This window comes from Glycomyces albidus (assembly GCF_009451885.1).
In the GTDB taxonomy this organism is placed as follows: Bacteria; Actinomycetota; Actinomycetes; order Mycobacteriales; family Micromonosporaceae; genus Glycomyces; species Glycomyces albidus.
The window spans coordinates 58,584-73,743 of the sequence record NZ_WIAO01000002.1 but is presented as its reverse complement, the minus strand read 5'-3'; the positions used below and the strand labels follow the sequence as shown (position 1 = coordinate 73,743).

Annotated in this window: 14 protein-coding genes; 10 read left to right on the top strand and 4 right to left on the bottom strand. The window is 71.4% G+C overall.

What is annotated here, in order from left to right; genetic code table 11:
* Positions 1 to 21: 21 nt before the first annotated feature.
* On the top strand, positions 22 to 1,143 hold the full coding sequence (locus tag GFD30_RS01990; protein ID WP_153023557.1) for a hypothetical protein: 1,122 nt from the start codon (positions 22 to 24) through the stop codon (positions 1,141 to 1,143).
* A 70-nt stretch (positions 1,144 to 1,213) separates the two neighbouring features.
* Here the strand turns inward: GFD30_RS01990 and GFD30_RS01985 are convergent, their stop codons facing one another.
* Entirely contained in the window at positions 1,214 to 2,173 is a 960-nt protein-coding gene (locus tag GFD30_RS01985) for an ROK family glucokinase (protein ID WP_322632843.1), read from the bottom strand.
* 283 nt (positions 2,174 to 2,456) lie between these two features.
* Here GFD30_RS01985 and GFD30_RS01980 point away from each other — a divergent pair, with 283 nt between their 5' ends.
* From GFD30_RS01980 to GFD30_RS01970, 3 genes are read left to right on the top strand one after another with little or no spacing between them, the layout of a single operon-like run.
* On the top strand, positions 2,457 to 4,259 hold the full coding sequence (locus GFD30_RS01980) for an AMP-dependent synthetase/ligase (protein WP_153023556.1): 1,803 nt from the start codon (positions 2,457 to 2,459) through the stop codon (positions 4,257 to 4,259).
* 16 nt (positions 4,260 to 4,275) lie between these two features.
* Positions 4,276 to 6,045 carry a GAF domain-containing sensor histidine kinase gene (locus GFD30_RS01975; RefSeq protein WP_322632842.1) on the top strand — a complete coding sequence of 590 codons (1,770 nt, stop codon included), beginning with the start codon at positions 4,276 to 4,278 and terminating at the stop codon, positions 6,043 to 6,045.
* Positions 6,046 to 6,058: 13 nt separating this feature from the next.
* Entirely contained in the window at positions 6,059 to 6,730 is a 672-nt protein-coding gene (locus GFD30_RS01970) for a response regulator transcription factor (RefSeq protein WP_091043822.1), read from the top strand.
* A gap of 30 nt (positions 6,731 to 6,760) precedes the next feature.
* On the opposite strand, the gene GFD30_RS01965 is transcribed toward GFD30_RS01970, so the two are convergent.
* On the bottom strand, positions 6,761 to 7,897 hold the full coding sequence (locus tag GFD30_RS01965) for a glycosyltransferase family 4 protein (RefSeq protein WP_153023554.1): 1,137 nt from the start codon (positions 7,895 to 7,897) through the stop codon (positions 6,761 to 6,763).
* A gap of 129 nt (positions 7,898 to 8,026) precedes the next feature.
* Between GFD30_RS01965 and GFD30_RS01960 the strand changes: the two genes are divergently transcribed.
* A complete protein-coding gene (locus GFD30_RS01960) occupies positions 8,027 to 9,442 on the top strand; it encodes an NYN domain-containing protein (RefSeq protein ID WP_153023553.1) in 1,416 nt (471 codons plus the stop codon).
* A gap of 3 nt (positions 9,443 to 9,445) precedes the next feature.
* Here GFD30_RS01960 and GFD30_RS01955 read toward each other — a convergent pair whose 3' ends face one another.
* On the bottom strand, positions 9,446 to 9,874 hold the full coding sequence (locus tag GFD30_RS01955) for an RDD family protein (protein WP_194201815.1): 429 nt from the start codon (positions 9,872 to 9,874) through the stop codon (positions 9,446 to 9,448).
* A 276-nt stretch (positions 9,875 to 10,150) separates the two neighbouring features.
* Here GFD30_RS01955 and glnA point away from each other — a divergent pair, with 276 nt between their 5' ends.
* From glnA to GFD30_RS01930, 5 genes are all read left to right on the top strand, one after another.
* The gene (glnA, locus tag GFD30_RS01950; protein WP_322632841.1) at positions 10,151 to 11,575 is read left to right on the top strand and encodes a type I glutamate--ammonia ligase; all 1,425 of its coding nucleotides are present in this window, start codon (positions 10,151 to 10,153) and stop codon (positions 11,573 to 11,575) included.
* Positions 11,576 to 11,793: 218 nt separating this feature from the next.
* On the top strand, positions 11,794 to 12,486 hold the full coding sequence (locus GFD30_RS01945) for an AzlC family ABC transporter permease (RefSeq protein ID WP_322632840.1): 693 nt from the start codon (positions 11,794 to 11,796) through the stop codon (positions 12,484 to 12,486).
* A gap of 2 nt (positions 12,487 to 12,488) precedes the next feature.
* Complete coding sequence (locus GFD30_RS01940) at positions 12,489 to 12,794, top strand: AzlD domain-containing protein (RefSeq protein WP_153023764.1); 306 nt, start codon at positions 12,489 to 12,491, stop codon at positions 12,792 to 12,794.
* 52 nt (positions 12,795 to 12,846) lie between these two features.
* Positions 12,847 to 13,542: an AzlC family ABC transporter permease gene (locus GFD30_RS01935; protein ID WP_153023550.1), complete on the top strand. Its 696-nt coding sequence runs from the start codon at positions 12,847 to 12,849 to the stop codon at positions 13,540 to 13,542.
* Positions 13,539 to 13,847 carry an AzlD domain-containing protein gene (locus GFD30_RS01930; protein WP_322632839.1) on the top strand — a complete coding sequence of 103 codons (309 nt, stop codon included), beginning with the start codon at positions 13,539 to 13,541 and terminating at the stop codon, positions 13,845 to 13,847. Before GFD30_RS01935 ends, GFD30_RS01930 begins: the two co-directional genes overlap by 4 nt.
* Before the next feature lie 81 nt (positions 13,848 to 13,928).
* Here GFD30_RS01930 and GFD30_RS01925 read toward each other — a convergent pair whose 3' ends face one another.
* On the bottom strand, positions 13,929 to 15,017 hold the full coding sequence (locus tag GFD30_RS01925; RefSeq protein ID WP_153023549.1) for an LPXTG cell wall anchor domain-containing protein: 1,089 nt from the start codon (positions 15,015 to 15,017) through the stop codon (positions 13,929 to 13,931).
* Between the last annotated feature and the right edge of the window lie 143 nt (positions 15,018 to 15,160).

Here is a 15,160-nt window from a genome sequence, read left to right as displayed (position 1 = left end):
GGAACTCCAAGGAGCACAACGATGTCCCTCTCCGTCACACCGAAACGAAGACTCCGCCTCGTCCTCGCGGCCGCCGCCGCGGCGCTCGCCGGCGCACTCGGCGCGGTGGCCGTCCCCGAGGCCGCCCTGGCGCAGGGGTGCGGGGCCGGCACACCGCACGCCACCGTCACCGGGTCCTCGGGCGCCTACGTCACCCGCGAAGGCAGCACCACCGTCTACTCCGGCTCCGACTACCGCGCGGCGGTCCAGGCCGGCGTCGACACCATCTCCAGCGGCCAGCGCGTCGCCGTGATGGCCTCCGGCAACATCGGCGCCAGCACGATCACCATCCAGAGCGGCAAGACGTTCGAAGGCTGCGGCATGATCACCGTCGGCAACCGCTCCGGGCGCGGCGCGATCGAGGCGATCAACACCACGAACGTCAACATCGCCTACCTGAAGATGAGCGGCAACCCGTACTTCGGCCTCCGGTTCTCCGGGACCAACGGCCTGAAGCTCGGCGACATCGACCTGACCCTCAGCGGCGGCCTCGGCATCCGGTTCGACCGCGACGCGGCCTGGAACTACAACGTCACGATGAACGACATCTACGTCTCCGGCGCCGGCTCGCACGCGGTGGAGACGTGGAACATCGACGGGTTCAACATCACGAGGGTGACCGCCCGCAACGTCGGCGAGTCCGGCCTGCTCATCCAGAACTCCAGGAACGGCTGGGTCGGGACCGTCGACGGCAACAACGTCGCCACCGGGACCGGCTACGCCACGTTCCGCATGGCGAACACCAACGGGCGCCTGGCGAGCGGCTCGTACAGCACCAACATCTGGGTCGACAACGTGATCTCCCGCGGCGGCGGGCGCGGCATCTTCTGCGTCTCGCAGTCCGGCGGCGTGGTCATCAAGAACGTCGACCTGGCGAGCAACGGCAACAACTCGGTGCTGATCGAGAACTGCTACAACGTCTCGATCCGGGGCGGCACCGTCAACGGCGGCGGCGAGGTCCGCCTCGCGGCCCGCACCGAGTTCGCCAACAACCGGGACATCTGGATCACCATGACGGTGAACAACACCTCGGTGCGCGAATCGCCGTGCGGCGAGAACACCAACTGGACGATCAGCGGCAACGCCTCCGTGAACGTGTGCTGAGGCAAAGCGCAAAGGGAAAGGGCCGGAGCGACCGCTCCGGCCCTTTCGCCGTGTCTGGTTTGAGGGACCGCTAGGGGACGATGTCGCGGTGGCGGGCGAGGTCGGCCGCGCCGATGACGCCGGCCTTCGAGCCGAGCTCGGCCGCGCGGACCTCGGCGACCGGGACGAGGGCCCGGTTCGCCAGCGCCTCCGTGTAGTGCCTGCGGATGGGGTCGAGGAGCAGGTCGCCGGCGTCGACGACGCCGCCGGCGATGAGGATGACGCCGGGGTCGATGAGGTTGACCATGTCGGCGGCGGAGTTGCCGAGGTAGAAGCCGATCGAGTCGAACGCGGCCAGGGCGACCTCGTCGCCCTCGCGGGCGGCCTCGGTGACCTGGCGGCCGGTGATCGCGTCGGGGTCGCCGCCGGCGAGCTTGAGGAGGACGGGGGCCTTGGCGGGGGTCTCGGCGGCGCCGTCGCGGGCGGCGCGGGTCAGGGCCCGGCCGGAGGCGTACTGCTCGAGGCAGCCGGTGCGCCCGCACCCGCATTCGCGGCCGCCGGGCATGACCGAGCGGATGTGGCCGATCTCGGCGGCCACGCCGTGGGTGCCGCGGAGGAGGTTGTCCTTGACGACGATGCCGCCGCCGACGCCGGTGCCGATCGTGTAGAGCACGGAGGAGCGGTGGGCCTTGGCGGCGCCGAAGCGGTGCTCGCCCCAGATGGCGACGTTCGCGTCGTTCTCGACCACGACCGGGAGGTCGATGACCGCGGTGACCTTGTCGCGGAGGGGCTCGTTCTTCCAGGAGACGTTGGGGGCCAGCATGACCGTGGAACGGTCGGAGGAGATCCAGCCGGCGGCGCCGATGCCGACCGCTTCGATCTCGTGGCCCGCGCGCAGCTCGTCGACGACCTCTTTGACCGCCTGGATGACGCCGGCCTGGTCGTCGGCGGGAGTGGGACGCCGGGCCGTGCCGAGGACGTTGCCGTTCTCGTCGACGAGCCCGCCGCCGACTTTGGTGCCCCCGATGTCGACTCCGATAGTCAGACTCACAGCTGTCCCTCCAGCGGTTCACGGAATTGAGGCGATGGCTGCCACGCGACGCTGCGGGCCACCGACAGACTTTACGGCACGATTAATTCCCGAGGAAATCGGCTGTTCCATCCCCTTCGGCGAAGGTATCACCGCAGCGACTTTCGAACTCGTTCCCGTTGCTCTAGCATCGGAATTCAACCTGACTTGCCAAGTGAGTTAACTCACCGGTAAGTTGTGCCCAATACGTGTCGACCGCCTTCTTTACAACGCCGTAACCACGGCGCGTTGAACGGAGCCATTAATGCGCGAGTTCGCCGTCCCCCCTGTGGTGACAGTGCCCGACGAAGACAACACCCTCACCGCGCTGTGGGACGCGGCCGAGAACCACCCCGCCTCCATCCTGTACATGCGCTCGTTCGACGAGGGCGCGACCTGGCACGACGTCACCTCGGTGCAGTTCCGGGACGAGGTGGTCGCGGCGGCGAAGGGCCTGGCCGCGGCGGGCGTGCAGCCCGGCGACCGCGTGGCCATCATGTCCGCCACCAGGTACGAGTGGACCCTGCTGGACTACGCGATCTGGGCCGCGGGGGCGGTGACCGTGACGATCTACGAGACGTCCTCGGCCGACCAGGCGAAATGGATCCTGGAGGACTCCGGCGCGACCGCGGTGATCGCCGAGACGCCCGAGATGACCGCGATGATCGAGGGCCTCGGGACCCAGGTCAAGCACGTGTGGACCCTGGACGCCGGCGGCCTGGACGCCCTGAACGCGCTCGGCGAGGGCGCCGACGTGGACATCGAGGAGCGCCGCACCTCCCGCCGTGCCGAGGACCTGGCCACGATCGTCTACACCTCCGGCACCACCGGCCGCCCCAAGGGCTGCATGCTGACGCACCGGAACCTGCTGGCCGACATCCGCAACATCATCCCCGAGGTCCCCGGCGTCCTCTACGACGGCGCCCGGATGCTGCTGTTCCTCTCCCTCGCGCACGTGCTCGCCCGGATCCTGCAGATCGCGGGGATGGAGTCGCGCACGACCATCGCGCACGCCGACCGCACCAAGCTGACCGCGATCATGCCGGTCGTCAAGCCCACGACGCTGCTGGCGATCCCCCGCGTGTTCGAGAAGGTCTACGCCGGGGCGTACCAGAAGGCCGTCGACGGCGGCAAGGGCCACCTGTTCGAGAAGGCCGCGGCCTGCGCGAAGGAGTACAGCCGCGCCCTCGACAAGCCCGGCGGGCCGGGCCTGGGCCTGAAGCTGCGGCACAAGCTGTGGGACGTGCTGGTCTACAAGAAGATCCGCGCCGCGGTCGGCGGCGAGTGCACGACCGCGGTCTCCGGCGGCGCCGCGCTCGGCCCCGAGCTGGGCCACTTCTTCCGCGGCGTCGGCATCACCATCTTCGAGGGCTACGGGCTCACCGAGACCTCGCCGGTGCTCTCGCTGAACCTCGAGACCGCGATCAAGGTCGGCTCCATCGGCCGGCCCATCCCCGGCACCGCGCTGCGCGTGGCCGACGACGGCGAGCTCGAGGCCAAGGGCCTCCAGGTCTTCCCCGGCTACTGGAACAACGACGCCGCGACCGCCGAGGTCCTCGACGCCGACGGCTGGTTCAAGACCGGTGACATCGCCGAGATCGACGACGACGGGTACGTGACGATCACCGGCCGCAAGAAGGACATCATCGTCACCGCCGGCGGCAAGAACGTCGCCCCCGGGCCGCTGGAGAAGATCCTCGACTCCCACCCGCTGATCGCGTACGCGCTGGTCGTGGGCGAGGGCCGGCCCTACATCGGGTGCCTGATCTCGATCGACGGCGACATCCTCCCCGACTGGCTCTCGCGTCACGGCAAGGACCCGGCGACCCCGATCGCCGACCTCACCGGCGATCCGGAGCTCCTGGCCGAGCTCCAGGAGAAGGTCGACGAGGCCAATGCGACGGTCTCCAAAGCAGAGCAGATCAAGCGATTCCGGGTCATTCCGGTCGAATTGAGCGAGGACGCCGGGGAAATCACTCCCTCGGTCAAGGTCAAACGACACGTCGTCATGGAAAAATACTCAAGCGAGGTCAATGCGCTGTACGAGGAAGCGCGGCAGAAGAGCTAGTCGGCGAGGGGGCCCTGTGGGCGAAGAGGCGGTGCTGGAGCGCCAGTGGCGACTGCCCGCCGTAGCGCTGCGAGGGGCCCTGTTCGCACTCGTCGCGGTCTTCGGCTGGGCCACGGTCGGCCTCGCCGAAGCCGCGACCTGGTGCGGGATCCTCGCCCTGGCCGCGCTCCCCGGCGTGGTCCTCCCCCGGCACCGGCTCCTCGCGCCCGCCGGGCGGCTCGCCGAGGTCGCCGTCGTCGTCCTCGGCACCCTCGCCACCGGCGGGCTCCCCGCCTGGATGCTCCCGTACCTGATCGCGCCGTTCGCGGCCGCCGCGTTCGACGCCGCGGCGCCGCCCTCCGACGACCGCGAGGACGGCGACCGCGGCGCCTGGCTGCGCACCTGGGGCCCGCCCGCCCTCGTCGCCCTGGCGGCGGTCGGGCTGATCGCCCAGGCGCCCCGCGTCGCCGAGTTCAACCGCGGCACCTACGTCTCCACCGCAGCCGTCGCCCTCGCGTTCGGCCTCGCCTCGGCGGTCGGCGCCTGGTGGCTGCGCCGGTCCCGGTCCTCCGACATGCACCACTCGCAGCTCCCGTACGCCGAGGCCGCGGCCCTGCTCACGCAGCTCCGCGTCGTCGCCAGGCAGCTCCCGGGGTCCACGCTGGACCCGGGCGGGATCGCCACCGAGATCGTCGACACCGCCGCGCGCATCCCCGGCGTCGAACGCGCCGCCGTCCTCTCGGCCGCCTCCGGGCGGCGCCTGGTCGTCCTCGCCGAGCACGCCGACGAGCGCGTCGACTGGGAGACCTCGCCGCAGCTCAACTCGCTCCTCGCCGACGCCTGGGCCGGGCAGAAGCCCCAGGCCGGGCAGGTCCCGCTGTCGCGCTCCACGCAGGGTCCCGTCGCGTCACTCGTGATCCCGCTGGTCGCCGAGGGCCGCACCGTCGGGCTCGTCGCGATCGAGTCCGACGACCCCGCCGCGTTCGGGCCCGAGGCCATCACCGCCGCCGAAGACCGCACCAAGGGCGCCGCCCTGCGACTGGAGACCGCGCTGCTGTTCGAGGACGTCAGGTCCATGGCGACCACCGAGGAGCGCCAGCGCCTCGCGCGCGAGATCCACGACGGCATCGCCCAGGAGCTGGCGATGCTCGGCTACGGCATCGACAACGCCATGGCGATCCTCCCGCCCGAGGCCGGGGAGGCCAAGGGCGAGCTCGAGGACCTGCGCTCGGAGGTGACGCGGCTCGTCACCGAGCTGCGGTTCTCCCTGTTCGAGCTGCGTTCGAACGTCGACCGTCAGGGTGGACTGGCGTCCGCGATCGCGGACTATGCTCGTACTGTGGGCGCCTCCGCCGGACTGCGGGTCCACTTGTCCCTGGACGAAGGCGGAGCGCGGCTGCCCGCGAGCACCGAAGCCGAGCTGCTGCGGATCGCACAGGAGGCGATCACGAACGCCCGCAAGCACGCCAGGGCCGAGAACCTGTGGGTGACGTGTGAGGTCGACCCGCCTTACACCCGCATCGAGGTGACCGACGACGGCCAGGGGCTCTCGGGCGAGGCGTCCGAGGGGCGGTACGGCCTGGCGATCATGAGCGAGCGGGCCGAGCGCATCCGCGGCTCGCTGGAGATCCGACCGCACCAGCCGCACGGGACGACCGTCGCGGTGGTGCTCAACGCGGGCGCCCGGCCCACCCCGAGGGCCGAGACGCTCCGCCCCGGGTCGGAGGCCTGGGCGGCCGCCGACCGCGCCAGAACTGAACAGCCGGCCCGACGGCCTGACCACGGTGGTGGCCGTGGGCGCCAATGAGGAGAGAGCACGCATGAACGCTGACGCGCTGGAGACGACCGGTCAGACGACCGTCCTGATCGTCGACGACCACGATCTGATCCGCAAGGGCCTCCGGCATGCCTTCGACCGCGACCCCGAGTTCGAGGTGGTCGGCGAGGCCGACACCGCGGCCGACGCCCTCCGCCAGGCCGCGTCCCTCATGCCGTCCGTGGTGATCATGGACCTGCGCCTGCCCGACGGCTCCGGTCTCGACGCGACCCGCAAGCTCCGCAAGGCCCACCCGAACATGGGGATCGTGGTGCTGACGATGTACGCCGGCGACGACCAGCTCTTCGGCGCGCTCGACGCGGGCGCCTCGGCGTTCGTGCCGAAGTCGGCCCCCGCGAACGACGTCGTCTCCGCGGCGCGCCACGCCGCCGCGAACCCGACCGCGTTCAGCGCCGCCGACCTCGCCGAGGCGATGCAGCGGCGCCTCACCCCGACCGGGCCGCAGCTCTCCCCGCGCGAGTCGCAGGTCCTGAAGCTCCTCGCCGACGGCCTCTCGGTCGCCGGGATCGCCAAGCAGCTCTACGTCTCCGAGTCCACGGCGAAGACCCACATCTCGAAGCTGTACGAGAAGCTCGGCGCCGGCAACCGCGCGCAGGCGCTCATGACGGCCCTGAAGCTCGGTCTGCTCGAAGCCCCCGACCAGCCGAAGTTCTAGCGGTCCGTACCGGGACGGCGCCGCCGAGGCTCAGACGGTCTCGCCGTAGAGCATGCCCTCGAGGCGCTCGGCCTGCCGCTCCCAGGTCCACTCGCCGAGGGCCCACTCGCGGCTGGCCGTGCCGAGCCGGCGCGCGAGCGCCGGGTCGGCGAGGACCTGGGTGAGGCGGTAGGCGATCTCGCCGAGGTCGCGGCCGTCGACGACCCATCCGGACCGGTCGTGCAGGACCGTGTCGGGGGCGCCGCCGGAGTCCCCGGCGATCACCGGGAGGCCGCAGGCGGCGGCCTCCAGGAACACCGCGCCGAGGCCCTCCACGTCGAGGCCGCGGCGGCGGGTCCGGCAGGGCATCGCGAAGACGTTCCCGGCCGCGAAGTGCGCGGCCAGCTCGTGCTCGGGGACGCCGCCGGTGAACACCACCTTGTCCTCCACGCCGTGGCGGCGGGCGTCGGCGCGCAGCCGCGCCTCGTAGGGGCCCTGGCCGACGATGAGGAGCCGCACGTCCTTCCCCACCTGCTCGCGCACGTGCGGGAGGGCGGCGATGAGCATGTCCTGGCCCTTGCGGGGCACCAGGCGCGAGACGCACACGATGACCGGGAGGTCGCCGAGGCCGTGGCGGGCGCGCACGGGCGTCCCGTCGACGCCCGGGTGGAACGTCTCGGTGTCGATGCCGAAGGTGAGCTGCTCGAGGCGCGTGTAGGGGGCGGCGACGGGCGCGATGCGCCGGTACGTGTAGTCGCCGAGGTAGGTCATGACGTCGAGCGAGGCGGCGATCCGGCGCAGCAGGCCCCGGGTGCCGGGCATCGCGGCCCAGCCGACCTCGTGCCCGTGGGTGAGGGCGATCGCGCGCTCGATGCCGGTGCGCTGCTTCAGCTCTGCGGCGAGGAGGCCGAGCGGGGCGGCCGCGCCGAACCAGACCCGGTCGCAGCGGTGCTCGAGGGCGAGGGCCGTGACGGCGCGGGCGACGCGGGGCGTGGGGAGGAGCATGGAGGTGCGGTCGCGGACGACCGTGAACGGCTGGGCGGCGTCGAACTCGGCCCAGCCGGGCGACGTCGAGGTGTAGACGACCAGGTCGTCGGAGGGCAGGCGCAGCGCCATCCCGTGCACGAAGGTCTGGATGCCGCCCCGGCGGGGCGGGAAGTCGTTGGTCACCAGCAGTGTTCGGCTCATCATGACCCCCTTGATGATCGAACCAGTCTGCCACGGCGGGCGCACGGGCGAGGCGTTCCCGGATGACCGGGGAGTGAAGAGCAGCGGTCGGCAGACCCGGGGTGTGACTGCGATGGCACACTGGTGCACATGAGCAGCGGCGACGAGACCAGCGGCGCAGGGCCCGACGCCGGCCGTCCGGAGGCGCACGCCTCCGGGGAGGCCGGCGGCGACGGCTCGACCGAGGGGGACCCCTCCGAACAATCCGACCCCGGCCCGATGGTGTTCCTCACCGAACCGGTGCGGCGCAGGGCCGTCGAGGTCGCCGCGGTCGCCATGTCGGGGCTGCCGCCGGGACGGGTCCCGGCCCGGCTGCGCCGATTCCTCAAGTTCTCCCCGTCCAAGCGCGCCAAACTCGCCAAAGGCGACCTCGCGGCGGCCCTCGACCGGGACGAGCCGTTCCGGTCCGGGCTCGCCGACGTGCTCGCCTCCACCGACTCGCCGCTGGTCAAGGCCATCGCCGCCGGTGACGCGGTGTCGCCGATGGCCGACCCGGTCGAGGTCGCCGCGCTCACCTACCTCATCCGCCCGGACGGCTGGCGCGACCTGATCGCCTCCGCCGTCGACGCGATCCCCGAGGCCCCCGAGCCGCCGCAGGCGCCGGCCGGCCCCGACGAGGCGAGCCGAAAGCGCCTGGCGGCCTTGGAGAAGGAGAACGGGAAGCTCCGCGGCGCCCTCGCCGACCAGCGCGCGGCCGCCGCGGCGCTCCAGGAGGAGCTGCGGCGGGCCCGCCGCGACCTCAAGGAGGCCGAGGAGCGGGCCGCGAAGACCGCCGGGGACCTCGCCGCCGAGAAGGGCCGGCTCCGGCACGCCGATGCCGAGCGGCGGTCCGAGCGGCGCCGCCTGGAGTCCGAAGTGGAGTCGCTGCGGGGCCGGCTCGACCGGGCCCGCAAGGCCGACCGCGAACACGAGCGGCTCGCGTCGGCGCGGCTGTGGCTGCTCATGGAGACCCTCACCGGCGCGGCCACCGGGCTGCGCCGCGAGCTCGGTCTCGAACCGGTCGACGACCGGCCCGCCGACTACATCGCCGAGGAGTACTGCGACGACCCCGAGGAGCGGGCGTTCGAGGGCTCGCGCGGCCTGGAGCAGACCGACCCGCAGCGCCTCGACCACCTCCTGGGGATGCCGAACCCGCACCTCATCGTGGACGGCTACAACGTCACCATCGCGGCGTGGGGCGAGACGCTCACGCTCGAGCAGCAGCGCAACCGGCTCGTGCAGGGCCTGGGCGCGGTCGCGGCGCAGACGAACGCCGAGATCACGGTGGTGTTCGACGGCGCCGACGCGATCTTCGGCGCGAAGCCGTCGGCCCGGGGCGTGCGGGTGCTGTTCAGCGCCAAGGGCCAGATCGCCGACGACGTCGTGGTCGAGCTGGCCCGGGTCGAGCCCGAGGGCCGGCCCGTGATCGTCGTGTCCTCCGACCAGGAGGTCGCCGACCGGGTGCGGCGCGAAGGCGCCTACCCGGTGCCGTCGCCGATCCTCGTCAGGTGGATCCAGCGCGGGTAGCGCCTACTTCCCGGGGACCCTCAGCATGACCGAGCGGGCGGCGAGGTCGTGGAGGCCGCGGTTGTAGGGGTGGAAGAACGCCGTCAGCGCCGGGACCATGAGCGAGAGCAGGACCGCCCGGACGAGCGACGGGACCGGCCCGAGCCGGCCGCCGTCGCGGGCCGACACGCAGGCGATCCGCATCAGCGCCATGCCGAGGCTCTGCGTGCCCGCGGCCAGGCAGCAGGCGTAGTAGACCAGGAACAGCAGGGCGATCGCCAGGTTGAGGCCGAACGGGTCGGGACCGAGCACCCCGGCCCACTGGAGCCCGTACGCCAGGAGCACGCAGGCCGACCAGTCGATGACCAGCGCGACGAACCGCGCGCTGAGTGGGGCGAGGTCCTGGCCGGAGCCGGTGGCCTCGGGGGTGTTCGCGCGGCGGTCGCTCGTCATGGCGCGAGTGTACGGCGCGTTCGCGGAGGCGCCGTCCTCACCTTCGTGAGCAGTGAATTCAATCGGTTGTGAACAGGCACGCATCTTGCAAGTAACACGGGCGAAACAATTGATTTACGGTGAGGCAATTGATCGCGGTTAGCGTTTCGCCTAATAAGCTAAGGCGTCGACAGCGAGGTCGGCCCGACCGGGTCGGGTTTTCGACGATCCGGGACCCGCTGGGCGGGGCCGCGCCACGGTCCTCCCGGCACCTCACCTACCGAGAGGAATACCTTCGTGTTCTCCAGCCCTGAAGAGCTCCTCGGCTACGTCCGCGACAACGACGTGAAGTTCATCGACGTCCGCTTCTGCGACCTGCCCGGCGTCATGCAGCACTTCAACATCCCGGCCGAGTCCTTCGACAACGACCTCCTCGAGGAGGGCCTGGCGTTCGACGGATCGTCGATCCGCGGCTTCCAGCAGATCCACGAATCGGACATGCTGCTCCTCCCGGACGTGGCCACCGCCTTCATCGACCCCTTCCGCGAGCAGAAGACGCTCGCCCTGAACTTCTTCATCCACGACCCCTTCACCCGCGAGGCCTACAGCCGCGACCCCCGCAACATCGCGAAGAAGGCCGAGCAGTACCTGGCCGGCTCCGGCATCGCCGACACCGCGTACTTCGGGGCCGAGGCCGAGTTCTACATCTTCGACTCGATCCGGTTCGACCAGAACGCCCACGAGGGCTACTACCACATCGGGTCGGTCGAGGGCGCCTGGAACACCGGCGCCGAGGAGAACGGCGCCAACCTCGGCTACAAGCCGCGCCACAAGGGCGGGTACTTCCCGGTCGGACCGGTCGACCACTTCGCGGACCTGCGCGACCGCATGGTCACCAACCTCATCGAGGCCGGCCTGACCATCGAGCGGGCCCACCACGAGGTCGGCACCGCGGGCCAGTCCGAGATCAACTACCGCTTCTCGACGCTGCTGCACTCCGGCGACGACGTCCAGAAGTTCAAGTACATCATCAAGAACACCGCCACCCAGGCCGGCAAGACCGTCACGTTCATGCCGAAGCCGCTGTTCGGCGACAACGGCTCGGGCATGCACACCCACCAGTCGCTGTGGGCGAACGGCGAGCCGCTGTTCTACGACGAGACCGGCTACGCGGGCCTGTCGGACACCGCGCGCCACTACATCGGCGGCCTGCTCAAGCACGCCCCGAGCCTGCTGGCGTTCACCAACCCGTCCGTGAACTCCTACCGCCGCCTCGTGCCGGGCTTCGAGGCCCCCGTGAACCTGGTGTACTCGCAGCGCAACCGCTCCGCCTGCACCCGCATCCCGGTCACCGGCTCCAACGCCAAGGCCAAGCGCGTCGAGTTCCGCGTGCCGGACCCGTCGAGCAACCCGTACCTGGCGTTCTCGGCCATGCTCATGGCCGGCCTCGACGGCGTCAAGAACAAGATCGAACCGCCGGCGCCGGTCGACAAGGACCTGTACGAGCTCGGCCCGGACGAGTACGGCGACATCGAGCAGGTCCCCGGCTCGCTCGACAGGGTGCTCGACAACCTCGAGGCCGACCACGACTTCCTCACCGAGGGCGGGGTGTTCACCCCCGACCTGATCGAGACCTGGATCCAGTACAAGCGCGAGAACGAGATCGACCCGATCCGCCTCCGCCCGACCCCGCACGAGTTCGACCTGTACTACGAGGTGTAGCGAGGAGGACCGACCGCGCGGCCCGGCCAGGGGCGACGAGGAGCACCGAAGGCGCAGCCTCCAGGTGCGAGCCGTCCCACCGGGTCCGACCGCCCGGTGAGACCGCGCGTCCGAGGGCGCGGCCGCCGTGTTCGCCAGGGCTCTCGCGAGCCCGCGAACGCGGCGGCCGCGCCCTTGAGCGTTTGTTCAGGCCCGCGGGTCCGCGTCATACTCGTGCGGTGCCTCCAGCCTTCAAGCACCTCGACCGGGCGCTGCTGCGCGACATCGCCGCGCTCGCCGCGGGGATCTTCATCGTCGGCCTCTCCTTCGGCGCCATCGCCTCCGCGCAAGGCGTCCCGTGGTGGCAGTCGACGGCGATGTCCGTGTTCGTGTTCGCGGGCGCCTCGCAGTTCGCGACGATGGGGATCATGACCGCCGGGGGCGGCCTCGTCGCGGGCGTCGCGGCCGGCCTGATCCTCAACCTGCGGCACGTCCCCTACGGCATGGCCGTCGGCGGCGTCTACTGGACCAGCCTGCGCGCCAAGATCATCGGCACCCATCTGCTCACCGACCAGTCGACGGCGTTCGCCCTCGCCGCCGGCGACGACGCCCGCAAGGCCAGGCACACGTACTGGACCGTCGCGATCAGCCTCTTCCTGGTCTGGAACGCCGGCACCGTCATCGGCGCGTTCGCCGGGCAGCTCATCGCCGACCCCGCCGTCCTGGGCCTGGACGCCGCGCTCCCGGCGATCCTGCTCGCCCTCGTCATGCCGAGCCTCAAGGACCGGCGGACGCTCGCAGCGGGCCTCCTGGGGACCGCCGTCGCCCTCGCCGCGAGTTTCCTCCTGCCCGCGGGCCTGCCGGTGCTGCTGGCCCTCGTCGGCCTGGTCGTCATGTGGAAGGGCGCGGCACCGAAGGAGGAGGCGGCGTGAAGATGCTCATCGCGATCCTCGTGCTCGCCGCGGGGACGTTCCTGATCCGGCTCTCCGGGCCGCTGCTGCGCGAGCGCATCAGCCTCTCGGCGCACGCCGAAGCGGTCCTCAAGGCCGGGGCCACCGTCGTGCTCCTGGCCCTGGTCGCCACCTCGGCGATCGTCGTCGACGGCGCCTGGGCCGGCTGGGCGCTCCCCGCCGGCGTCCTCGTCGGCGGCGTCCTCGCCTGGCGCCGGGCGCCGCTCGCGCTCGTCGTGGTCGCCGCGGCTGCGACGACCGCCCTGCTCCGCCTCGCCGGGATCGACTGACCCGCACCGCGAACGACCGGTTGAGGCCGCGCGCGCCGGGTACCCCGCGCCGATGTTCGCTCGGCTCACCGGTCTCGTCGGCCGCGACCTCCTGCGCGACACGATCGCCTACAGCGTCGGGATCGCCGTCGCGGGCGCCTCGTTCGGGGCGCTCGCGACCGCGCAGGGCCTCCAGTGGTGGACGACGATGGCCGTGTCGGTCCTCGTCTACGCCGGCACCGCCCAGTTCGCCGCCCTCGGCGTCGCCGCCTCCGGAGGCGGGCCGCTCGCCGTCGTCGCCACCGGCCTCGTGCTCAACCTCAGGCACGTCCCCTACGGCCTGTCGGTCGGGCACCTGTACTGGGACCGCTGGTGGACCCGGCTGCTCGGGACCCAGAACCTGCTCGACACGACCACCGCGTTCGCGCTCGCCGAAGGCGACGACCTGCGGCGCGCCAAGATCGCCTACTGGACCACCGGGGCCGGGAACGCGATCGCGTGGATCGCCGGCAACCTCGCCGGCATCGCCGCAGGGAGGCAGATCGCCTCGCCCGAGGCGTTCGGGCTCGACGCGGCCCTCCCCGCGATCATCCTCGCGCTCGTCCTGCCCGCGCTGCGGGACCGGTCCACATTGCTCGCCTGCGCCGTCGGCGCGGCGATCGCCCTCGCGACCAGCCCGTTCCTGACCGGAGGCCTCCCGGTGCTGCTCGCCCTGGCCGGGCTCGCCTTCGCCTGGCCGCCGAAGGAACCGGAAGAGGCGCAGCGGTGAGCTGGCTCGAAGTGGCCGCGCTCGCGGTCGGCACGTTCCTGATCCGGCTCTCGGGCCCGTTCCTGCGCGGCCGGGTCGAGGTCACCGACCGGGTCGAGACGATCCTGCGGCGCAGCGCCACCGTCGTGCTCGCGGCGCTCGTGGCGACCTCGGCGGTCCTCGTCGACGGCGCCTGGGCCGGCTGGGCGCTCCCCGCCGGCGTCCTCGTCGGCGGCGTCCTGGCGTGGCGGAAGGCGCCGCTCGCGCTCGTCGTCGTCGCCGCGGCGGGCACGACCGCACTGCTGCGGCTCGCGGGGGTGGCCTGACACGCCGAAGGGCCGCGCAGCTCGCGCTGCGCGGCCCTCACCTATTCAGCTCTACTGGAGTCCGTACCCCTCAGGGTTCGGCTACCAGTCCTGCGCGGCGCGGCGGCGACGCATCAGGAAGAAGATCACGCCCGCGGCCACGATGAGCGCGGCGGCGGAGGAGACCATGATCGTCAGCGAGCTACCGGTCTTGGGCAGCTCGGGCTTCGGCGAAGGCGACTCGCTGGGGGTCTCCGGCGGGCACGGGGTCCAGCGGACCTCGCCCGTGATGGCGTCCTTCTGGGTCTCGATGTAGTAGTAGACCTGGAGGCCCTCCTGGCCGGGGATGTCGATGGTCTCGGACTCGCCCGGGGCGAGGTCGAAGGTCCACTCGTCCTCGGTGAGGTTGGTCCACACCTCGAAGTACGCGTCCTCGCCGTCCTCAGGGGAGGACAGCGTGAAGGTCAGGCTGTCGCAGTCGTTCTCGACCGAGATGTACGCGCAGAGCTCGTTGGGCTCCCAGGTGATCGTGTCCACCAGCTCGCCGTCGACGAGGATGTCGACCGAGAGGCCGGCCTCGAAGTCCTGGACGAAGAAGGTGTAGTCGATCCAGTCGCCGACCTCAGGGGTGCCGGAGATCTCTTCGCCGTCGCTCGACACGAAGGTGAACTCGGCCAGCGCGTCCTCGGAGTAGTTCTCGCCCCAGGCGTAGACGCTGGTGCACTCGTAGAAGCCGCCGTACTCGTACGAGGGCTCGGGCTCCTCGGGCTCCTCGGCGCAGCCGCCTTCGGGCTGGGAAACAGTGGAGGAACCGGTGTTCTTCTGGCCGTTCGGCCAGGCCGCGTTCAGGGTGAGGGTCGCGGACGTCTCGTCGGTGCTCAGGGTCTGGACGCCGGTGATCGGGGAGGCGCCGAACTCGGGGAGGACCGCGTTGGGGACGGCGAGGTCGCCGGTCAGTTCGCCGGCGTTGACCGAGTAGGACTCGATGAAGCCGGCGCCGATGTCGGCGGGCTTGCCTTCCCAGTCGGTGGCTTCCCAGGTCACGGTCCAGGTGCTCTCGTCGACGCAGACGGCGGTGCCCTCGAACTCGACGTGGTGGGCCTGGGCTGCGGAGGCGAAGGTGACCGCTCCGGCGAGGCCCAGGACGGCGCTGCCGGCCAGTCCGAGCACCCGCTTGAGGGTACGGTTCATGTCTCTCCTAAGTAGATGACTGTTGGGTTGGGGGGATTAGGGGGGCGCCGGCGATCGGGGGGTTAGTCCGACCGGCCCGGGCACCGTACCAAATGAGACACGCCGCGACCCGAAGAAGGGTCGCATAACGATCTCGTAACGGG